This window comes from Streptomyces sp. NPDC003284, assembly GCF_053589675.1.
Genome location: NZ_JBSFSI010000005.1, coordinates 64947 through 80656 on the forward strand (window position 1 = coordinate 64947; position 15710 = coordinate 80656).

The window sequence follows — 15710 nt, forward strand, 5'->3', positions numbered from 1 at the left end:
GCGGCGGCATGACGAGCATGTCGAGGGCGCGGGTGGCCCGGCGGATCGCGGCCGGCGCGGCGTACGGCGGCGGGGGGCTCGGACTGGCCGGCGCCGCCGCGCTCGGGCTGCTGGTGGCCGAGGCGCAGCTGGCCAGGCGCCAGGTGGCCAATGGCACGGACCATCACGTACCGGCCGCGGCCGGGCTGTACGGCCGGGAGTACGAGGCGCCCGGCCAGGAGCCGCTGCTGCTGGTCATGGCCGGGGACTCCACGGCGGCGGGGCAGGGCGTGCACCGGGCGGGCCAGACGCCGGGCGCGCTGCTGGCGTCCGGGCTCGCCGCGGTCGCCGAGCGTCCGGTACGGCTGCGCAACGTGGCGGCGCCCGGCGCCCGCTCGGACGATCTGGACCGGCAGGCGGCGCTGGTCCTGGCCGGGCCGGACCAGGTCCCCGACGTCTGCGTGATCATGATCGGCGCCAACGACGTGACCCACCGGATGCCGCCGACGCGCTCGGTGCGCCATCTGTCGGCGGCGGTGCGGCTGCTGCGGACGGCCGGTGCCGAGGTGGTGGTGGGCACCTGCCCCGACCTGGGCACGATCGAGCCGGTGCAGCAGCCGCTGCGGTGGCTGGCCCGGCGCGCCTCCCGGCAGCTCGCGGCGGCGCAGACGATCGGGGTGGTGGAGCAGGGGGGCCGCACGGTGTCCCTGGGCGATCTGCTGGGGCCGGAGTTCGCGGCCAACCCGCGCGAGCTGTTCGGTCCCGACAACTACCACCCGTCCGCCGAGGGGTACGCGACGGCGGCGATGGCGGTGCTGCCGACGGTGTGCGCGGCGCTGGGCCTGTGGCCGGCGGAGGAGGAGCGGCCGGACGTGTCGCGGCGCGAGGGCTTCCTGCCGGTGGCGCGGGCGGCGGCGCAGGCGGCGTCCGAGGCCGGTACGGAGGTCACGGCGGCGATGCCGACCGGGCCGCGCGGCCCGTGGGTGCTGCTCAAGCGGCGCCGCAGGCGGCGGGTGCCGGAGCCGCAGCCGCACCAGATCACCCCGTCGCCCTGACACCGCCCGGCGGCGGCCCGGGGCGGCGCCCGGCGGCGGCCCGGTGGCGGCCCGTCCCGGCAGGCCAAGCAAGCGCTTAGAAAACTGCGGCCAGGGTCACACCGCGATCCCCGTGACCCGGACCATACGGACCGGTAACTTCCCATCCAGCCCTGCCCGCCCTCCCCCTCGTGGAGCCGTGATGCCCGAAGCCGTCATCGTCTCGACCGCCCGCTCCCCCATCGGCCGCGCCGGCAAGGGGTCCCTCAAGGACCTGCGCCCCGACGACCTGACCGCGACGATCGTCCGGGCGGCACTGGCCAAGATCCCCGAGCTGGACCCGCGGGACATCGACGACCTGATGCTCGGCTGCGGGCTCCCGGGCGGCGAGCAGGGCCACAACCTCGGCCGGATCGTCGCCGTGCAGATGGGCATGGACCACCTGCCGGGCTGCACGATCACCCGCTACTGCTCCTCCTCGCTCCAGACCTCCCGGATGGCACTGCACGCCATCAAGGCGGGCGAGGGCGACGTCTTCGTCTCGGCCGGTGTCGAGATGGTCTCCCGCTTCGGCAAGGGCAGCTCCGACGGCCTGCCGGACACGCACAACCCGCTCTTCGCCGAGGCCGAGGCCCGTACCGCCGCCGTGGCGGAGTCCGAGGGCTCCACCTGGCACGACCCGCGCGAGGACGGCCTGCTCCCGGACGCCTACATCGCGATGGGCCAGACCGCCGAGAACCTGGCCCGCGCCAAGGGCGTCACCCGCCAGGACATGGACGAGTTCGGCGTGCGCTCGCAGAACCTCGCCGAGGAGGCCCTCAAGAACGGCTTCTGGGAGCGGGAGATCACGCCGGTGACGCTGCCCGACGGCACCGTCGTCGGCAAGGACGACGGCCCGCGCGCCGGGGTCACCATGGAGGGCGTGTCCGGCCTCAAGCCGGTCTTCCGCCCCGACGGCCTGGTCACCGCGGGCAACTGCTGCCCGCTCAACGACGGCGCCGCCGCGCTGGTCATCATGTCCGACACCAAGGCCCGCGAGCTGGGCCTGACCCCGCTCGCCCGGATCGTCTCCACCGGGGTGTCCGCCCTGTCCCCGGAGATCATGGGCCTGGGTCCGGTGGAGGCGAGCAAGCAGGCGCTGAGCCGGGCCGGTCTCACCGTCGGCGACATCGACCTGGTGGAGATCAACGAGGCGTTCGCCGCCCAGGTGATCCCCTCCTACCGCGACCTCGGCATCGACCTGGACCGGCTGAACGTCAACGGCGGCGCCATCGCGGTCGGCCACCCCTTCGGCATGACCGGCGCGCGCATCACCGGCACGCTGATCAACTCGCTCCAGTTCCACGACAAGCAGTTCGGCCTGGAGACGATGTGCGTGGGCGGCGGCCAGGGCATGGCGATGGTCGTCGAACGCCTCAGCTGACCCTCGCGCCCCGTGCGCACCACCAGTTGAGACACCGTCAGTGCCCGGCGTGGCACCCAGCGTGAACGAGCGGCCCGGAATCCGGAAAACCCCTGGATTCCGGGCCGTTCTGTGATCCAATCTCCCCCAGAGTGTGACCTATCTCCCTCGGGGAGGAGATCTCCGCAGGTCAGCGATAGCTCCACAGGGGGCACAAGCACCTCTCACGCCACATTCCTGTCCGTTTCGTGACGTTACGCACTGACAGCTTGATAGTCCACCCTTCAAGCTGATGTAGGAAGTCGGGGGTCGACCTTGAACCCGGGAGTACGTCAGTGAGCGCCATGCCCATCGCCCTGCTGCTCACCACGGCCGCCACCGGCGCCGTGGGCGTCGCCGTCCTGCGCACCCTCTTCACCCTGCGCCGCCAGGTCACGGCTCTGGAGCGGCAGCTCGCCGAGAACCACGCCGCCACCGCGCGCGCCCTGCTGCCCGCCGCCCGCGGCCACGCGGACGCCGAGCAGATACGCACCGCCGTCGTGCAGGCACTCGCCGAGGAGCGGGAGCGCGAACTGGCCGAGGCGCGCGCCTTCTGGGCCGCCCAGGAGGCCCGGGACGCGGCCGACACGCCCTCCCTGCTCGGACTGCCCGACAGCGAGCTGTTCCTGCCGCGCCAGGCCGATCTGGCCGGTCTCGAACACCTGGAGCCGGTGACCGAGTCCGGCGCCGAGGCCGACGAGTTCTCCGGTCTGCCCGGCAAGGACACCGCGGGCGGCACCGCCGCAGACTCCCCCGAACTGGCCGCGGCCCGCCGCCGCCACCCCTCGCACCCGGACTTCACCCCGCACCCGTCCCCGGTCGTGGGCGACCACGAGCGCACCGTCGCCACGCTGGAGGAACTGGCCGACGCCCGGGTGGCGCTGGCCGATGTGCGGCCCGGCCCGCTGGGCACCCTCGACGTCTACGTCTTCTCCGACGGCACGACCCTGTGCATGACCCCCGGCCACCGCGAGACCGCCGAACGGCTGGCCGCGGCCCTGCACGCGGGCGAGACCCCGGTGCTGCTGGGCGGTTCGGGCGTGTCCGGCGCCTACACCCTGACCTTCGCCTGCGGCGAGGAGAACGTGTACATCCTGGCGGACCGCGTCATCGCCTCGCTCTGACCCTCCGGTCCGGGCACACGCCCCGGCTCTCCGGTCCGGGCCCGCTCAGGCCCGTCGACCGGCCCGGCCCGGCGTACGGACCGTTTCCCGCGCGCGGGCGCTCACACGCCCGCGCGTTTCTGCGCCTCCTCCACCAGCCGTACCGCCTCGGCGACCTCGGCGTCGGTGGTGAGGACCAGCGCCAGGTCGTGTCCGGCGACGGTGATCTGGTCCGCGGCGGCGAACATCCCGGCGTCGGGCATCTCGCGCGGTTCCGCCGCGGGATCCTCCAGCAACTGCGCCCGCCGGGACAGCTCCCGGGCCAGCCCCAGCGCCTCGGTGGCGCCCGCCCGTTGCAGCCGGCTCTGCGGCGCCGCCCTCAGACGGTCGGCGAAGTGATCCACTGCCCGGGTCAGAGATGTCGTGTCAACCACGCCGCGAGACTACGCGTCGTCCCCGGACTGTTGCCAACGCGCCGACGCTCAGGCACGGTGACGTGAAGGACCGGCTTCACAGCGTCCGGAGGCGCCGATGTCCCAAGTCTTCTCCGAAGAGACCCACCGCAACCTGCTCGCCCGCATCCCCCAGTGCACCGGCCGTGAGCTCGCCGACTGGCTGCGCACCGTCGACGAAGGCCCCGCGCTCTGCTTCGAGGAGCGGCTCAGCTGGCTCCGGCAGGAACACAACCTCGCGTACGGGCACGCGAAGGCGATCATCCACGAGTACGACCTGCGCCGGGCCGCGCGCAGGCTGCTCTAGCCGCCGCACCGGCCGCACCGGCCCCGAGGTGCCGCCGCACACGCAAGGGCCCCGGCCGGAGCCGGGGCCCTTGCGTGTGCGGGCGTATCGCGGAGCGGTGCGGTGACCGCCGACCGTCGCCGCTACCGCTAGTCGTTGCTGTTGAGGATCGCGATGAGCCGCAGGAACTCCAGGTAGATCCACACCAGCGTCAGCGTGAGGCCGAAGGCGGCGAGCCAGGCCTCCTCGCGCGGGGCGCCGTAGGCGACACCGTCCTCGACCTGCTTGAAGTCCAGGGCGAGGAAGCAGGCGCCGAGCAGCACGCCGATGATGCCGAAGACGATGCCCAGGCCGCCGCTGCGGAAGCCGAGGCCGTCACCGCCGCCGAACACGGCGAACAGCGTGTTCACCACCATCAGCAGCACGAAGCCGAGCGCGGCGGCCATCACGAAGCCGTAGAAGCGCCGGTTGACGCGGATCCAGCCCGCCTTGTAGGCGACCAGGACGGCGACGAAGACCGCCATCGTGCCGAGCACGGCCTGCATGGCCGCGCCGCTGGCGATGCGGTTGTCGACGACGCTGGAGAACATCCCGAGGAAGACGCCCTCGAAGGCGGCGTAGCTCAGGATCAGCGCGGGCGAGGCCGTGCGCTTGAAGGACTGGACGAAGCCGAGCACCATCGCGATCAGCGCGGCGCCGATCCCGATGCCGTAGGAACGGCTGAGGTGCGCGTCGTCGACCGGCAGCAGCGCCCAGGCGAGGGCGGCCGTGACGACCAGCACACCGAGCGTGGTCGCGGTGCGCGCGACGACGTCGTCCATCGTCATCCGGCCGGGGGCGGCCGGGGCCTGAGGCGGCGTGCCGGTCTGCACGTCCTGCTGGCCGTAGGGGTTCTGAGCGTAAGGGTTCTGCGCGTAGGGGTTGCCGCTCGGCTGGGCGTACGGATTGCCCTGCGCGTACGGGTTGCCCTGCGTGCCGACTGCGGGACCCCCGGCCTGCGGCGCGGTGTTGAAGCCCGCGTAGCCGTTGTCGCGGCTGAACCCCCGTCGCGAGAAGACCGGGTTTCTGCTCCTCATCTCACTCCTCCATGGCCGCACGTCGCGGCCTTGGCTCAAGAGTAATGGAAAGGCAAAGGATCGACCCTACTACCTGGGAAGGATCTTTCCCTCCTTCTGCTGACGAACACGCTACGCGGACAGGTGATTCCCGGCCATGGCCGGGGCCTTTCCTGACCGAGCCGCGACCTGCCCGGAACCGGCCGGAGATCATCGGGTGCTCAGGCGGCCGGGACGCCCGCGCGTGTCAGCCGACCGGGAAGCCCGTGTACGCCTCGGCGAGGTCCGCCCCGGCGGACCGGCAGGTGGCGATCCGGTCGAGCCGGGCCAGGTGCAGCCGCTCCTCGAAGCCGTCGGCCTCCGGCGAGCGGTGCAGCATCGTCGTCATGTCGTAGCTGAAGCGCTCGGCCTGCCAGACGCGCCGCAGACAGGTGGCCGAGTAGGCGTCCAGCAGTTCGTCGGAGCCGGTGTCGCGCCGGTGGACCAGCGCCCGTGCGAGGGTGACGACGTCGCCGACGGCGAGGTTGAGCCCCTTGGCGCCGGTGGGCGGGACGATGTGGGCGGCGTCACCGGCCAGGAAGAGGCGGCCGTGGCGCATCGGCTCGTGGACGTAGGACCGCATCGGGGTCACCGACTTCTGCGTGATCGGCCCGCGCTCCAGGCGCCGCCCGCCGGGGGTCTCCAGCCGGCGGTCCAGCTCGTCCCAGATCCGCTCGTCCGGCCAGGCGGCCGGGTCGGTGTCCGCGGGCACCTGGAGGTAGAGGCGGGAGACGGCGGGCGAGCGCATGGACAGCAGGGCGAAGCCGCGCTCGTGGCGGGCGTAGACCAGCTCGTCGTGCGAGGGGGCGACGTCGGCGAGGACACCGAGCCAGGCGAAGGGGTACGTCCGTTCGAACACCTGGGAGAGCGCGGCGGGCACGGCCCGGCGCGCCACCCCCCAGAAGCCGTCGCAGCCGACGACGTGGTCGCACTCCAGGACGGACTCGCGGCCCTCGTGCCGGAACCGTACGGAGGGACGGTCGCCCTCGGCCCCCTCCACGGCCAGCGCCTCCGCCTCGAACAGCAGCGGGCCGCCGTCCTTCAGCCGGAGCGCGACGAGATCCTTGCAGACCTCCGTCTGCGCGTACACGAGCACGGACTTCCCGCCGGTCAGCGCCGGGAGGTCGACGCGGTGGCGGCGTCCGGCGAACCGCAGCTCGATGCCGTCGTGCCGCAGCCCCTCGCGGTCCATCCGCTCCCCGGCCCCGGCGGCGCGCAGCACGTCGGCGGTGCCCTGCTCCAGGATCCCGGCGCGCTGGCGCTGCTCGACGTAGGCGCGGTCGCGGCTCTCCAGGACGACCGAGTCGATCCCGGCGTTGTGGAGCAGCCGGGCCAGGAGGAGACCGGCCGGACCGGCTCCGATGATGCCGACGGTGGTGCGCATCGGTCGTCCTCTCGGGTGAGCGTCGTTGCCGCGGGGCGGGTCCTCGTGCCCCCGACGGGCGCGTGTGTTCGCCTGGTGAAGTTTTCTTCACCGATGCGGGACCGAGTTTCCGCCCGCCCCGAGGCGATGTCAATGGCCCCGGGGCGGGCGCGGACGGCTCTCCCGGTGAGCGTCGCCGTCACCGGACGGCGCTCACCGGGCGACGATCACGTGCCGGCCGGACACGTCCACGGCGGGGCCGGGCAGCGGGACGCGCACCGGCACGGCGGTGCCGCCCGGGGCGTTCGGGGCGAGCGCCAGGCCGGAGCCCCAGCCCCACAGCCCGCCCTCGGTGTCGATGGCGTACCCGGTGAACTGGTACGCGGCGATCCGGCTGATCCGGGGCAGGCCGGCCACCCGGACCGGCCGCGCGGAGACGTGGTCGGAGGTGTCGCCGTCGCCCAGTGAGCCGCTCGCGCCCCGGCCCCACGCCCACACCGCGCCGTCGCGGTCCAGGGCGTACGCCACGTTCTCCCCGCCCGCCACCTGCACCGCCCCGCGCACGACCGGCACCCGCACCGGCCGCCCGCTCTGGCCGCCGCGCGGCTCGACGCCCAGCAGGCCGTGCGCGTTGTTCCCCCAGGCGCAGACCCGGCCGTCCGCCTTCACCGCGACCACGGCCTCGCCCGCCGAGGCGACGCCGACGGCGCCGGAGACACCGCGCACGGCCGTGAGGCGGGTGCCGTCCGTGTCACCGAGCACGTCGGTCAGGTTGACGCCCCAGCCCAGGACCCGGCCGTCGCCGCGCAGGGCGAAGGAGTTGAGCAGCCCCGGGCCCATCGCGACCACCCCCTTCACACCGGGGACCGGCTGCGGGACGCTCACCCCGTCGTGGCCGCGCCGCCGCCCGGCCTCCACCAGGAACCGGTCGGCACCCCAGCCCAGGACCCGGCCGTCGCGCTGGACGGCGTAGAACGTCGAGCCGCTGTTGTAGACGGCCCGCGCCGGGCCGATCCCGGTGACCTGCCGGGGCGTCGCCTCGTACACGCGTTCGCGCGTGCCGTGCCCCAGGGAGCCCTCGACGTTGACGCCGTAGGACCAGACGGTCCCGTCCGCCCGGACGGCCACGGTGGTGTATCCGCTGTCCGCGACCGAGACGACGTCGCTCCAGCCGGGCACCGCCCGGCGGGCGGGGGTGCCCTCGGGTGCCTGGAAGTGCGGCGCCCAGGTCCACACGGTCCCGGCCCGCGCCGGTGCCGGTGCCGGGCGCGCGGCCGGTCCTTCCGGGCAGCCCGGCGCGCCGAGCACCGCGCGGTCCGCCTTGCTGCACCCGGCCAGCGCGAGGACGGCGGCACCGGCGACGAGCACACGCAGCCAGGACGTGGCAGCCATGGGACGCTCCTGTCTGGTTCCTGGCCCGCACGGCGCATGGCGTGCGGGCCGGGGGCGACCGCTCGCCCCTGTGCCCACGGTGCCGCCCCCGGCCTGCCGGGCGGCAGCCGTACGCCCGCTCATCCGCACCGGCCCGGTGCCCAGGCGGGGCTGAGCAGGTGCGCGGGGGTGCGCCGGGGCCGGTCTGAGTACGGCGACTCAGAAGCCGGGGCGGGAGCCCGTCAGCAGCCCGTCAGTGTCCGCCGCCGGAACGCTCCCGCCCCGCGCCGGTACGGGGGCGTTCCGGCCCGGGGCGGGTGCGGCCGAAGCGGGCCCCGAGAGCGGCCCCGATCTCTTCCGGCGTACGGTCCTTGAGTGCGCAGCACAGTGCGAGCCAAGGCATTCCGTACGCGGACCGGACGGAAACAGCCGTCACCCGGACGCGCTGCGGCCCGGCGGACGACGCGGGGGCGGGCGCGGGCCGGGTTCCGGCTCTTTCTGGTATATGTGATGGGCATATGCACACACCGCCGGGCACACCGAAGGCGGTCCCGGAGGGACCGGTGACACGTGTGAGGGGCAGCGCCGAACGGCTGTTCCACCGTGTCGACGCCGCTGCTGCGGTGGTGCCCGGAACCGGACTTGAACCGGTACGCCCGCGAGGGGCAGCGAGGTTTAAGCTCGCCGTGTCTGCATTCCACCATCCGGGCAGGCCATGGGCACCGCGCTGAGGTTCCGAGCCTATCGGGGAGCACCCTTCGGGCATCGGGCAGGCGGACCGATGTTGTCTTATTTTATTGGCGTCTGAGGGTGCATCAGCACACGGAAGACGCCATCGGCACTTGCCAACAGCGTTACGGCCGACAAGCGCCGGTGCATGCGGAATGACGGAATTTCACCGTCCGAACAAGGACGCTCCACCTGTTCCTGACCTCCCCCTTCCGGGCGAAGCGTCCGGATCGCTCTCGGGGGCCGGCGTCATCCCCAGGTATGACGCGGGCGACCGCGGTGCGACCCGAGTCGCCCCCCGGAACCGGAACAGCGGCTGACTTCACGGACCGGATCGGCGGGAACCATGGAAGACATCCCCGGGAACGGGGAAACCGAGAACCCACAGCCGAGTATCTCCGTCCCGACAGGAGCAGCCCCCGTGACCACCTCTTCCATCGCCGGACGCGCCACCGCAGTGGCCGCGCGCGCCACGGATCTGTCGAAGATCTACGGACAGGGCGAGACCCAGGTGGTCGCCCTCGACCGGGTCTCCGTCGACTTCGCGCAGGCCGAGTTCACCGCGATCATGGGCCCCTCCGGGTCCGGCAAGTCCACGCTGATGCACTGCGTCGCGGGCCTGGACACCTTCTCCTCCGGTTCGGTGCGCATCGGCGACACCGAGCTGGGGTCCCTGAAGGACAAGCAGCTCACCAAGTTGCGCCGGGACAAGATCGGGTTCATCTTCCAGGCGTTCAACCTGCTGCCGACGCTGACGGCGCTGGAGAACATCACGCTGCCCATGGACATCGCGGGCCGCAAGCCGGACAAGCAGTGGCTGGACACCGTCATCAACATGATCGGGCTGTCCGGGCGCCTGAGCCACCGCCCCTCGCAGCTCTCCGGCGGCCAGCAGCAGCGTGTCGCCGTGGCCCGCGCCCTGGCCTCCAAGCCGGACATCATCTTCGGTGACGAGCCGACCGGGAACCTCGACTCGCGCTCGGGCGCCGAGGTCCTCGGCTTTCTGCGCAACTCCGTGCGCGAGCTGGGCCAGACCGTGGTGATGGTCACCCACGACCCGGTGGCGGCGGCGTACGCGGACCGCGTGGTGTTCTTGGCCGACGGCCGGATCGTCGACGAGGTGTACGGGCCGACGGCGGACTCCGTGCTGGACCGCATGAAGCAGTTCGACGCCAAGGGCCGCACCAGCTGACGCGCCCCGCCCCCGGCCGGACCGGCCCGGACGCCCGGGGCCGCACCCCCGCCGGCCCGCCGCACCCCCACCTCGTACACCTGGACTGGACAACCATGTTCCGCACCGCCTTGCGCAACGTACTCGCGCACAAGGCCCGGCTCCTCATGACCGTGCTCGCCGTGATGCTCGGCGTCGCGTTCGTGTCGGGGACCCTGGTCTTCACCAACACCATCTCCGACGCCTACCAGAACAGCTCCGCCAAGGGCTTCGGCCATGTCGACGTGGCCGTCGAGCCGAAGCACCAGGACAGCGAGGGCGACCGGGTCGGCACGACGCCGGACCTGACGCAGGCGCTGCTCAACCGGAGCGCCCGGGTGCCGGGCGCGGACTCGGCGCTCGGCGTCGTGCACGGCTTCACCGCGATCGCCGACAAGGACGGCAAGCTGATCGGCGGCGGCTACCAGTCCCAGGGCGGCAACTACTGGGGCACGAAGGACCCGCGCTACCCGCTGGTCTCCGGCACCGTCCCGCACGGCAAGGACCAGGTGCTGATCGACTCCGACACCGCACGCCGGGCCGGCTACAAGGTCGGCGACACCGTGCGCGTCTCCGTCGACGGCCCCGTCCTCACGCCCACCGTCAGCGGCATCTTCACCACCGACGACGGCAACGTCGCCGCCGGCGGCAGCCTCGCCCTGTTCGACACGGCCACCGCGCAGCAACTGTTCGGCAAGCCGGGCACGTACGACGAGATCGACGTGAAGGCGAAGGCCGGTGTCAGCCAGAGCACGCTGAAGGCGCAGCTGGACGCGGTGCTGCCGAAGGGCACGACCGAGACCACCACGGCCGAGAAGCTCGCCGACGACCAGGCGAAGGCGATCTCCTCGGCGATGAGCAGCATGAAGCAGGGCCTGCTGGTCTTCGCCGGGATCGCGCTCTTCGTCGGCACCTTCATCATCGCCAACACCTTCACCATGCTGGTCGCCCAGCGCACCAAGGAGCTGGCGCTGCTGCGCGCCGTCGGCGCCTCGCGCCGCCAGGTCACCCGCTCGGTGCTGATCGAGGCGTTCGTGGTGGGCGCGGTGGCCGCCGTGACCGGTCTGCTGGCCGGTATCGGCATCGGTGCGGGCCTGAAGGGCCTGATGGGCACGTTCGGCGCCACCGTGCCCGACGGGCCGCTGGTCATCACGCCCGGCACGGTCGTCGCCGCGATCGCCGTCGGCGTCCTCGTGACCATGCTGGCCGCGTGGCTGCCCGGCCGCCGGGCCGCGAAGATCCCGCCGGTGGCGGCGATGAGCAGCCTGCACGCCCAGGCCACCACCAAGTCGCTGGTGCTGCGCAACACGATCGGCGCGCTGTTCGCCGCGGCCGGTGTCACGGTGGTGATCGCGGCCACCACGATGGACGCCGACGCCGCCCAGGCCCCCATGGGACTCGGCGCGGTACTGCTGATCATCGGCGTGTTCGTCCTGACCCCGCTGCTGTCCCGGCCGCTGATCGCCGCCGCGGCCCCGGTGCTGCGCCTGTTCGGGGTCTCGGGCAAGCTGGCCCGGCAGAACTCGGTGCGCAACCCGCGCCGCACGGCGGCGACCGCGTCCGCGCTGATGATCGGGCTGACCCTGATCACCGGGATGACGGTGATGGCCGGCAGCCTCCAGCACGCGATCGACAAGCTGGCCGCCTCCGCGATCCGCGCCGACTACGTGGTGTCGATGGCCAACGGCAACGGCCTCTCCCCGGACGTCGACAAGAAGCTGAGCCGCGCCGAGGGCGTCACCGCCACCAGCCCGCTGCGCAACGCGCCCTCCCGGATCGGCGGGCAGACCGAGTACCTGACCGGCGTCAACGGCTCCGTCATCGGCAAGCTGACCGACCTGGACGTCGAGGAGGGCGCGTTCACCGTCGGCGGCGACCGGGTCGTGGTGGACGACAGCACCGCCGAGGACCACCGCTGGAGCGCGGGCTCCGCCTTCACCGTCTCCTACGAGGACGGCAGGAAGCAGCAGCTCACCGTCGCCGGGGTCTACAAGGGCAACGCTATGATCCGCGGGATCATGCTCGACAACGCCACCCTCGCCCCGCATCTGCGGGCCGACGCCACCGACATGCAGGTCATGGTCAAGACCGCCGACGGCACCTCCGCCGCTGCCAAGGACAAGCTGGTCAAGGCGCTCGGCTCCAACCCGGCCATCAAGATCCAGGACAAGAAGGACATCTCCGGCGATATCGCCCAGATGTTCACGCTGATGCTGAACATGCTCTACGGCCTGCTCGCCATGGCGGTGATCGTGGCGGTCCTCGGGGTGATCAACACCCTGGCGATGTCGGTCTTCGAGCGCTCGCAGGAGATCGGGATGCTCCGCGCGATCGGCCTGGACCGCAAGGGCGTCAAGCGGATGGTCCGCCTGGAGTCCCTGGTGATCGCCCTGTTCGGCGGTGTCCTCGGCATCGGGCTCGGCGTGTTCTTCGGCTGGGCGACCGGTCAGCTGGTCGGCTCCAAGATGGCGACGTACGAGCTGATCCTGCCGTGGGGCCGGATGGCGCTCTTCCTGCTGCTGGCGGCGCTGGTCGGTGTGCTGGCCGCCCTGTGGCCCGCCCGCCGCGCGGCCCGGCTCAACATGCTCCAGGCCATCAAGGCGCAGTGATCCGCCCCGCGGACGCACGCGGGAGGGGCCCGTTCCGGCACGGAACGGGCCCCTCCCGCGTGTCCTGGCCGGACCTAGGCGTCCGGCGCACCCCAGGTGCGGGCGCGCAGCGGCATCCCCGAGGCACCGGAGTCGGGGGTCTTCACCGCGAGCACCTGGTTGACGCCGATGCGGTTGCGTTCGAAGGCGAGCGCGGAGGCCGCCATGTACAGCTGCCAGACACGGGCGCGGCCGGGGCTGGTGAGCCGTACGGCACGGTCCCAGTGCTGCTCCAGGTTGGCGACCCAGCGGCGCAGGGTGAGCGCGTAGTGCTCGCGGATCGACTCCACGTCGCGCACCTCGAACCCGGCGCGCTCCAGCTGCGTGACGGTGGTGCCGACGGGCGCGAGCTCGCCGTCCGGGAAGACGTAGGCGTCGATGAACTCGTCCACCCGGTACGCCGACTCGTCGCGCTGCGGACGGCGGGCGATCTGGTGGTTGAGCAGCCGCCCGCCGGGCTTGAGCAGGGCATGCAGATCGGCGGCGTACTCCAGATAGCGTTCGGCGCCGACGTGTTCGGCCATGCCGATGGAGGAGATGGCGTCGTACGGTCCGTCGCTCACGTCCCGGTAGTCCTGGACGCGGATCTCCACCCGGTCGGTCAGCCCCTCGTCGGCGACGCGCTTCCTGGCGTAGGCCGCCTGCTCCTGGGAGAGGGTGACGCCGACGACGCTCACGCCGTGCTCGCGGGCCGCGTGGACGGCCATGGAGCCCCAGCCGCAGCCGACGTCGAGCAGGCGCCGGCCGGGCTTCAGGTCCAGCTTGCGGGAGATGAGTTCGAGCTTGTCGTGCTGCGCCTGTTCGAGGGTGGCGCCGGGCTCGGGGGCCGGCCAGTAGGCGCAGGAGTACACCATGGAGGGGCCGAGGACGAGCTCGTAGAAGTCGTTGCCGACGTCGTAGTGGTGACTGATGGCGCGCTTGTCGGTGCGTTTGGTGTGCAGGTGGCCGGGGCGGCGGACCTCCTCGGCGGGCGGGGCGGGCGGCAGCGGCGGGCCCGCCATCTTCACCAGGCCCGCGACCGCGGAGCGCACCGACGGGTCGCGCAGGGCGGCGGCCAGGCCGCGGCTGTCCTCGCCGCGGTCCCAGATCAGCCCGGAGAGCAGGCCGAGGGCGGTGTAGAGGTCGCCGTCCACGGTGAGGTCACCGGCGACCCAGGCGCGGGCCAGGCCCAGTTCGCCGGGTTTGAACAGCAGGCGGCGCAGGGCGCGGCGGTTGCGGACGACGAGCACGGGGGCGCCGGGCGGGCCCGCCTCCGTGCCGTCCCAGGCGCGGATGCGCACCGGGAGCGGTGCTCCCAGCAGCTGTTCGAGGAGTCTTGTGAGCCGCAGCGCGGCGTCGGGCATGGTGCACACCTCCGTGACGGCGAACGCCGGATGTCATCCACCACGTAAACACCGCGAGGGCCCTGGCGCAGTCCCGCAAGCGGGTCATGAACGGGCAAAGTAGTTGCAGCGACCACGTATTGGGGGCGGCGCCGGGCGGGCCGGGGCCGGACACGCCGAAGGGGCCGCCCGCACCACGGATGGCGGGCGGCCCCTTCGGCAGAGGGTGTTCGGGCCGGGCGTCAGGACGCCTTGGCCTTCTCCTCGGTCTTCTGCGCGGGGACCGGGGCGGGCTTGGCGGCCTCGTAGAACTCCTCGCGGGGGTTCTCCATGGCGCCCAGCGAGACGACCTCGCGCTTGAGGAACATGCCGAGGGTCCAGTCCGCGAAGATGCGGATCTTCCGGTTCCAGGTCGGCATGGCCAGACCGTGGTAGCCGCGGTGCATGTACCAGGCGAGACGGCCCTTGAGCTTGATCTTCATCTTGCCCATGACGATCATCGCGACGCCCTTGTGCAGGCCGAGGCCCGCGACCGCGCCCTTGTTGGCGTGGCTGTAGTCCTTCTGCCGGAAGCCCCGCATACCGGAGATCACGTTGTCGCCGAGGACCTTGGCCTGGCGCAGCGCGTGCTGGGCGTTCGGCGGGCACCAGGCGTTCTCGTTGCCCGCCTTGCGGCCGACCAGGTCCGGCACCTGGGCGTTGTCGCCCGCGGCCCAGATGTAGTCGGTGCCCTGCACCTGGAGCGTCGGCGCGCAGTCGACGTGACCGCGCGGGCCGAGCGGCAGACCGAAGCGGGACAGCACCGGGTTGGGCTTGACGCCGGCCGTCCACACGATGGTGTTGGAGTCGACCTCCAGGCCGTTCTTCAGCACCACGTGGCCGTCGACGCAGGAGTCCATGGAGGTGGAGAGGTAGATCTCCACACCGCGGCTCTCCAGGTGCTCCTTGCCGTACTGGCCGAGCTTGGGGCCGACCTCGGGGAGGATCTTGTCGGCGGCGTCGACCAGGATGAAGCGCATGTCCTCGCGGGACACGTTGGTGTAGTACTTGGCCGCGTCCCGGGCCATGTCCTCGACCTCGCCGATGGTCTCCGCGCCGGCGAAGCCGCCGCCGACGAAGACGAAGGTGAGCGCCTTGCGGCGGATCTCCTCGTCGGTGGTCGAGGCGGCCTTGTCGAGCTGTTCGAGGACGTGGTTGCGCAGGCCGATGGACTCCTCGATGCCCTTCATGCCGATGCCCTGCTCGGCGAGGCCGGGGATCGGGAAGGTGCGGGAGACCGCGCCCATGGCGATGACCAGGTAGTCGAACGGCAGCTCGTACGCCTCGCCCACCAGCGGGGCGATCGTGGCGACCTTGCGGTCCTGGTCGATGGTGGTGACCCGGCCGGTGAGGACCTCCGCCTTGGGGAGCACGCGCCGCAAGGGGACGACGACGTGCCGCGGGGAGATGCTGCCGGCGGCGGCTTCGGGGAGGAAGGGCTGGTAGGTCATGTACGACCGGGGGTCGACGACCGTGACGGTCGCCTCTCCGTAGCGCATCTTCTTGAGAATGCGCCGAGCTGCGTACAGGCCTACGTACCCACCGCCTACTACGAGGATCCTGGGACGCTCCGTGGTGCTCATGGCATCGAGTATCCACCTGTTCCCGGGGGGTGCCTCGTGCGCCCCTTCACAAGCTT

General features: G+C 72.4%; 12 protein-coding genes and 1 tRNA gene. 6 read left to right on the plus strand and 7 right to left on the minus strand.

Going from position 1 to position 15710, the window contains the following annotated elements; translation table 11 throughout:
- Window positions 1-8: 8 nt before the first annotated feature.
- From ACWDYF_RS12680 to ACWDYF_RS12690, 3 genes are all read left to right on the plus strand, one after another.
- Window positions 9-1034: an SGNH/GDSL hydrolase family protein gene (locus ACWDYF_RS12680; RefSeq protein WP_389462912.1), complete on the plus strand. Its 1026-nt coding sequence runs from the start codon at window positions 9-11 to the stop codon at window positions 1032-1034.
- Between the two features lie 181 nt (window positions 1035-1215).
- Window positions 1216-2436: an acetyl-CoA C-acetyltransferase gene (locus ACWDYF_RS12685; RefSeq protein WP_381737677.1), complete on the plus strand. Its 1221-nt coding sequence runs from the start codon at window positions 1216-1218 to the stop codon at window positions 2434-2436.
- 314 nt (window positions 2437-2750) lie between these two features.
- A complete protein-coding gene (locus ACWDYF_RS12690; protein WP_381737675.1) occupies window positions 2751-3578 on the plus strand; it encodes a hypothetical protein in 828 nt (275 codons plus the stop codon).
- Between the two features lie 101 nt (window positions 3579-3679).
- Here ACWDYF_RS12690 and ACWDYF_RS12695 read toward each other — a convergent pair whose 3' ends face one another.
- Entirely contained in the window at window positions 3680-3991 is a 312-nt protein-coding gene (locus ACWDYF_RS12695; protein WP_199785690.1) for a hypothetical protein, read from the minus strand.
- 97 nt (window positions 3992-4088) lie between these two features.
- On the opposite strand from ACWDYF_RS12695, the gene ACWDYF_RS12700 reads away from it, so the two are divergent.
- Window positions 4089-4316, plus strand: coding sequence for a DUF4287 domain-containing protein (locus ACWDYF_RS12700; RefSeq protein WP_018566949.1), 228 nt, complete (start codon window positions 4089-4091; stop codon window positions 4314-4316).
- A 128-nt stretch (window positions 4317-4444) separates the two neighbouring features.
- On the opposite strand, the gene ACWDYF_RS12705 is transcribed toward ACWDYF_RS12700, so the two are convergent.
- The 4 genes from ACWDYF_RS12705 to ACWDYF_RS12720 all read right to left on the minus strand — a co-directional run bounded on the left by ACWDYF_RS12705 (window position 4445) and on the right by ACWDYF_RS12720 (window position 8833).
- Window positions 4445-5371, minus strand: a complete 927-nt coding sequence (locus tag ACWDYF_RS12705) for a Bax inhibitor-1/YccA family protein (protein ID WP_381737673.1) — start codon at window positions 5369-5371, stop codon at window positions 4445-4447.
- Between the two features lie 226 nt (window positions 5372-5597).
- Window positions 5598-6773, minus strand: coding sequence for a 4-hydroxybenzoate 3-monooxygenase (locus tag ACWDYF_RS12710; RefSeq protein WP_389462913.1), 1176 nt, complete (start codon window positions 6771-6773; stop codon window positions 5598-5600).
- Window positions 6774-6965: 192 nt separating this feature from the next.
- A complete protein-coding gene (locus ACWDYF_RS12715; RefSeq protein WP_389462914.1) occupies window positions 6966-8144 on the minus strand; it encodes an RCC1 domain-containing protein in 1179 nt (392 codons plus the stop codon).
- Window positions 8145-8747: 603 nt separating this feature from the next.
- A tRNA-Leu gene (locus ACWDYF_RS12720) sits at window positions 8748-8833 on the minus strand.
- 440 nt (window positions 8834-9273) lie between these two features.
- On the opposite strand from ACWDYF_RS12720, the gene ACWDYF_RS12725 reads away from it, so the two are divergent.
- Entirely contained in the window at window positions 9274-10044 is a 771-nt protein-coding gene (locus ACWDYF_RS12725; protein ID WP_018566944.1) for an ABC transporter ATP-binding protein, read from the plus strand.
- A 95-nt stretch (window positions 10045-10139) separates the two neighbouring features.
- Window positions 10140-12671, plus strand: coding sequence for an ABC transporter permease (locus ACWDYF_RS12730; RefSeq protein ID WP_389462915.1), 2532 nt, complete (start codon window positions 10140-10142; stop codon window positions 12669-12671).
- Window positions 12672-12745: 74 nt separating this feature from the next.
- On the opposite strand, the gene ACWDYF_RS12735 is transcribed toward ACWDYF_RS12730, so the two are convergent.
- Together ACWDYF_RS12735 and ACWDYF_RS12740 are read right to left on the minus strand one after the other, a co-directional pair.
- Window positions 12746-14053 (minus strand): class I SAM-dependent methyltransferase, encoded by a 1308-nt coding sequence (locus tag ACWDYF_RS12735; RefSeq protein ID WP_389462916.1) that lies wholly within the window; start codon window positions 14051-14053, stop codon window positions 12746-12748.
- 221 nt (window positions 14054-14274) lie between these two features.
- A complete protein-coding gene (locus ACWDYF_RS12740; RefSeq protein ID WP_381737663.1) occupies window positions 14275-15654 on the minus strand; it encodes an NAD(P)/FAD-dependent oxidoreductase in 1380 nt (459 codons plus the stop codon).
- Between the last annotated feature and the right edge of the window lie 56 nt (window positions 15655-15710).